Raw genomic sequence first — 1,045 nt, forward strand, 5'->3', positions numbered from 1 at the left:
GGATTCGATCTTCGTAGGAATACATGAACTACTTTCAGGTAGTCCAACTTTTTGTCCGCACCCCCGGTGGGTCAAAGTTCAACCGGCGCCGACACCCAGGGACGTACCGAGAGCGCTTCTTCGCACGAATCAGCGCGCGCAATCCCATCTCCTTCATGAGGCGCTGGACGCACTTGTGGTTGACGGACACCCCCAGCGAATTGCGCAGCGCTGCCGTGATTCTTCGGTAGCCGTAGCGGCCTTTATGTTCACCGTAAACGGCGCGAACCTTTGCCTCCAAGCCGCTTGGCTCGATACGCTGGATCGCGTTGCACTGATAGTAGAAAGTGCTGCGCGCAAGCCCAGCTACCCGCAGCAGGTCCGCCAATTTGTGGTGATGCCTCAATCCGAGTATCAAGCGCGCTTTGTCGGCGCAACTGATCTCTTCGCTCGGATCAAGGCGTGCACTTTTTTTAAGTACGCGACCTCAGCGCGCAGTCGCTCGTTCTCTTCGCGCAGAGTGTCCGCCGAATCGGGGATGGCCTCGGGCGGTGTCTCTGAGCAGCGTCGTTCTGGCTTCGTATCTGGCTTTGGCATGGTGTTCCCCAGAGCTTGCGCGTCGCCCTCAGCAATATCGCGTCGCCAGACCACAACCTGGTTCGGATTGCGGATGTCATAGATGGCGGCGACCCGACGGCTGGACAGTCGTTCACGGTCCTGATGTGACAGAACCTGCAGCTTGAATGCCGAACTGTAGGCGCTGCGTTTAGGGCGCAACCCGTCCATGCCATGCAGTCGGTAACGACTCACCCAGGTACGGATCTTCTCCTCGGGCACTTTCCACCGCCGCGCCAAGAGCTTTGCGCCGCCTTCACCGCCCAAAAAGCTATTGACGACCTGGAGCTTGAACTCCGTTTTGTACTTGTCCATAAGACCCTTTGAAGTTTGTCCAACTTCTGGGGGTCAGTTCATTTTTGAGGAGGCTCAACACTCTGAGAGGATTGAGCCATGAACAAGTCGAACAAGTTCTCACCCGAGGTCCGTGAGCGGGCCGTGAGGATGGTGC

At 57.5% G+C, this 1,045-nt stretch carries 2 protein-coding genes; both read right to left on the reverse strand.

The genetic code is table 11. The annotated features are described in order from the left end of the window. Nucleotides 1-34 precede the first annotated feature (34 nt). Nucleotides 35-397 (reverse strand): IS3 family transposase, encoded by a 363-nt coding sequence (locus tag RCH10_RS27675; protein WP_409054852.1) that lies wholly within the window; start codon nucleotides 395-397, stop codon nucleotides 35-37. Continuing rightward, nucleotides 394-909 (reverse strand): transposase, encoded by a 516-nt coding sequence (locus RCH10_RS27680; RefSeq protein WP_409054853.1) that lies wholly within the window; start codon nucleotides 907-909, stop codon nucleotides 394-396. Before RCH10_RS27680 ends, RCH10_RS27675 begins: the two co-directional genes overlap by 4 nt. Nucleotides 910-1,045 lie beyond the last annotated feature (136 nt).

Origin of the sequence: Variovorax sp. GrIS 2.14 (assembly GCF_046115955.1) — a bacterium.
In the GTDB taxonomy this organism is placed as follows: Bacteria; Pseudomonadota; Gammaproteobacteria; order Burkholderiales; family Burkholderiaceae_C; genus Variovorax.